Origin of the sequence: Streptomyces phaeochromogenes (assembly GCF_001418655.1) — a bacterium.
GTDB lineage: Bacteria > Actinomycetota > Actinomycetes > Streptomycetales > Streptomycetaceae > Streptomyces > Streptomyces phaeochromogenes.
Genome location: NZ_LIQZ01000539.1, coordinates 1 through 3,492, shown reverse-complemented (window position 1 = coordinate 3,492; position 3,492 = coordinate 1). Strand labels below are relative to the sequence as shown.

Below are 3,492 nucleotides of genomic sequence, written 5' to 3'. Positions count from 1 at the left end.
TGTCCGGACGACCCTCGACCGCGCCCCAGTCCCCCTCCAGGACACCCGCCGCCCGCTCCGCCGCCACCCAGGACACGGTGAGCGACGTGGTCCGCTGGGCGGCCTTCAGCTGCGTCCTGGTTCCGGTCGTCCTCGTCGGGTACGGGGCCTCGCTGGCGGGCGCCGCCGGCACGGCCCTCGGTCTGGCCGCGGTGACGGGGGCGTGCCGGGTGCTGCTGCGCCGGTCCGAGCGGGGCGCGGCACGACTGCGCACGGGAGAGCCGGCACCGCACCATGTGCCGCGCCACGAGGACCCGGCGCCGCATCATGTGCCGCGCGGCAGGGTAGGCGCGGGAGCGCACCGGGGCGGTCGGCATGCCGGTGGAAATACGCCGGTTGACTGACCGGTTTCCGCGCACGAGCCCGTTGCTTTTCAGCCAACTTCTGGACACCGCGCACCCCTTGGCCGACCAGGCCCCCAACCCCCGTTCGACCTGCACTGAAAGGGTCCAGTAGGGTGCCCGCACCCTACTGGGACCGGCCACGCGGGGCAGGCGCACTTCCCTGTACGGCCCACGAGTGCAACGCTTCGTGATCGAATGCTTCACGCCAAGTTGCCATGTCGACAATCTGCCGAGTGCTGAACTGGCCACCTCGGCACCACGGGACACAGTAGATTCGATCTTGACGTCTTACGGCGGGGGACTCGTGCAGGACCGAGGGGAAACGTGCAGGAGCGACACAACCGAGGAGCCGCGACCACCGAGGGGGGCTTAGCAGTATGAGCCACGACTCCACTGCCGCGCCGGAAGCCGCGGCCCGGAAACTTTCCGGGCGACGCCGCAAGGAGATCGTCGCGGTGCTGCTGTTCAGCGGCGGCCCCATCTTCGAGAGTTCCATACCGCTTTCGGTGTTCGGGATTGACCGCCAGGACGCCGGCGTGCCGCGCTACCGACTACTGGTGTGCGCCGGCGAGGAAGGCCCACTGCGGACCACAGGAGGCCTGGAACTCACCGCGCCCAATGGGCTGGAGGCGATCTCCCGGGCAGGCACGGTCGTCGTGCCGGCCTGGCGGTCGATCACCTCACCACCACCGGAGGAGGCGCTCGACGCACTGCGCCGGGCCCATGAGGAGGGTGCCCGCATAGTCGGGCTGTGCACCGGCGCCTTCGTACTCGCGGCGGCCGGACTGCTGGACGGCCGTCCCGCGACGACACACTGGATGTACGCGCCGACGCTGGCCAAGCGCTATCCGTCGGTGCACGTCGATCCCCGCGAGCTGTTCGTGGACGACGGCGACGTACTGACGTCGGCGGGCACGGCGGCCGGGATCGATCTCTGTCTGCACATAGTGCGGACGGACCACGGAAACGAGGCGGCCGGAGCGCTGGCCCGCCGTCTGGTGGTCCCGCCCCGGCGCAGTGGCGGTCAGGAGCGCTATCTCGATCGGTCTTTACCAGAGGAGATCGGCGCCGACCCCCTCGCGGAGGTCGTCGCCTGGGCGCTGGAGCACCTCCACGAACAGTTCGACGTGGAGACGCTGGCGGCACGCGCGTACATGAGCAGGCGTACGTTCGACCGCCGGTTCCGCTCGCTCACCGGGAGCGCTCCCCTGCAGTGGCTGATCACGCAGCGGGTGCTCCAGGCGCAGCGGCTCCTGGAGACGTCCGACTACTCGGTGGACGAGGTGGCGGGCCGTTGCGGCTTCCGCTCCCCGGTGGCCCTGCGTGGCCATTTCCGCCGGCAGCTCGGCTCGTCCCCCGCCGCGTACCGGGCCGCCTACCGGGCCCGCCGTCCGCAGGGCGAGAAGCAGTCGGACTCGGACGGGTCCGGCGCGCCACCGCCACCGCCGCTGCAGCAGGAGGCACCCGTGCCGCTGCAGACCCGGCGTACGGCCGCCGCGCACGCGGTCGGCCCGGCGACATCGTCCCTCTCCACCGAGGGACGGGCCGGCGCGGAGATGTACGCGGGAGGCCGGGCGAGCCTGCCCGGACAGCGGAGCGCGCCCTAGCCGCGGCCGTTTCGGAGCGTTGCGCGCCGGCCCCGGACCGTTGTGGTCCGGGGCCGGCGCGGTTTTTGTCCGTCATCGATGCCGACATAGGTGCCGACTGCCGAGGTCCCGGGCCTGCCCGGGCGCGGGAGCGGGCCGTAGGGTGAGCCCATGAACGATCGCATGGTGTGGATCGACTGCGAGATGACCGGTCTCTCGCTGTCGGACGACGCGCTCATCGAGGTGGCCGCGCTGGTGACCGACTCTGAGCTGAACGTACTCGGCGAGGGGGTGGACATCGTGATCCGCCCGCCGGACGCCTCGCTGGAGACGATGCCGGACGTGGTGCGCCAGATGCACACGTCCTCCGGCCTCCTCTCCGAGCTGGCCGGCGGCACGACCCTGGCGGACGCGGAGGAGCAGGTCCTCACCTATATCCGAGAGCACGTCAAGGAACCGGGCAAGGCCCCGCTGTGCGGGAACTCGGTCGGCACGGACCGCGGTTTCCTCCTCCGTGACATGGCGACTCTTGAGGAGTACCTCCACTACCGCATCGTGGACGTCTCCTCCGTCAAGGAGCTGGCCCGCCGCTGGTACCCCCGGGCGTACTTCAACAGCCCGGAGAAGAACGGCAACCACCGCGCGCTCGCCGACATCCGCGAATCCATCGCGGAGCTCCGCTACTACCGCGAGGCGATCTTCGTCCCGCAGCCCGGCCCCGACTCGGAAACCGCCCGCGGCATCGCCTCGAAGCACGTCCTACCTGCGGGATAACCCCCACCGAAACACGGGCGCGAGCACCCCTTCGGACCCTGTACACTTTTTCTCGGCCGGTCGGTGAACCACTCGGAGAACCAGCCCGGTCATGGTGGGTGTAGCTCAGCTGGTAGAGCACCTGGTTGTGGTCCAGGATGCCGCGGGTTCAAGTCCCGTCACTCACCCTGAAGGTCCTGAGGGCCGGTCCGCGAAAGCGGACCGGCCCTCAGGCGTTTCCCGCGTCGCCCGGCACCTCTCGGCCACCGGACCGATCGGATTCCCCGGTGGTACTGGACTGTCCCTCCCGCACCCCGTCACAGTTACGAGCATGCTGGAGGCAGTCGTCGGGGTGGTCGGGGTCGTTGTCGGGGTGGCGGGGCTGGTCACGAGCTATGCCGGACATCGGCACTCCGTGCGGGAGTCGGCTCGGGTGGCGGCCATGGCCCGGGAGGTCGAGGAGCGGGAGCAGGAGCTCGCGCGGGAGGCCGAGCGGCGGGCCGAGGTGGTGCAGGCCTCCCTGGTGCAGGTGATGATGAGGAGCCGGCCGTCGCCGCTGGCCGAGCAGTGGGTCGGCTGGAGTCTTCAGGCGACGAACGGGAGCGACCAGCCCGTCAGGGACGTCGCCCTGCACTACGACGGCCTGCCGCTCCCCACGACCCTAACCGGCGGGCTGCTGCACGCCGGTGAGAGCGTCAGCGCCCTGCTGCCCACCAGCGACACGAGCCTCAGTCCCGCCCGCCCCTCCCAACCCGCCCTCGGTGTCGTGG

4 protein-coding genes and 1 tRNA gene are annotated in these 3,492 nt (G+C 70.8%); all 5 read left to right on the top strand.

Annotated elements, in window-relative coordinates; translation table 11 throughout:
* Positions 1-383: hypothetical protein (locus AOK17_RS49570; protein ID WP_425424693.1), on the top strand; the 383-nt coding region annotated here is incomplete at its 5' end.
* A gap of 377 nt (positions 384-760) precedes the next feature.
* On the top strand, positions 761-1,990 hold the full coding sequence (locus AOK17_RS45230; RefSeq protein WP_055618481.1) for a helix-turn-helix domain-containing protein: 1,230 nt from the start codon (positions 761-763) through the stop codon (positions 1,988-1,990).
* 150 nt (positions 1,991-2,140) lie between these two features.
* Complete coding sequence (gene orn / locus AOK17_RS45225) at positions 2,141-2,743, top strand: oligoribonuclease (RefSeq protein WP_055618480.1); 603 nt, start codon at positions 2,141-2,143, stop codon at positions 2,741-2,743.
* A 94-nt stretch (positions 2,744-2,837) separates the two neighbouring features.
* Positions 2,838-2,910, top strand: a tRNA-His gene (locus AOK17_RS45220).
* 143 nt (positions 2,911-3,053) lie between these two features.
* A partial coding sequence (locus tag AOK17_RS45215) for a hypothetical protein (RefSeq protein WP_157881543.1) occupies positions 3,054-3,492 on the top strand: 439 nt, incomplete at its 3' end.

Bases quoted from the DNA above. Each gene is read 5' to 3' on its own strand.
- AOK17_RS45230 (WP_055618481.1), top strand. From the start codon at position 761: ATGAGCCACGACTCCACTGCCGCGCCGGAAGCCGCGGCCCGGAAACTT.
- orn (WP_055618480.1), top strand. From the start codon at position 2,141: ATGAACGATCGCATGGTGTGGATCGACTGCGAGATGACCGGTCTCTCG.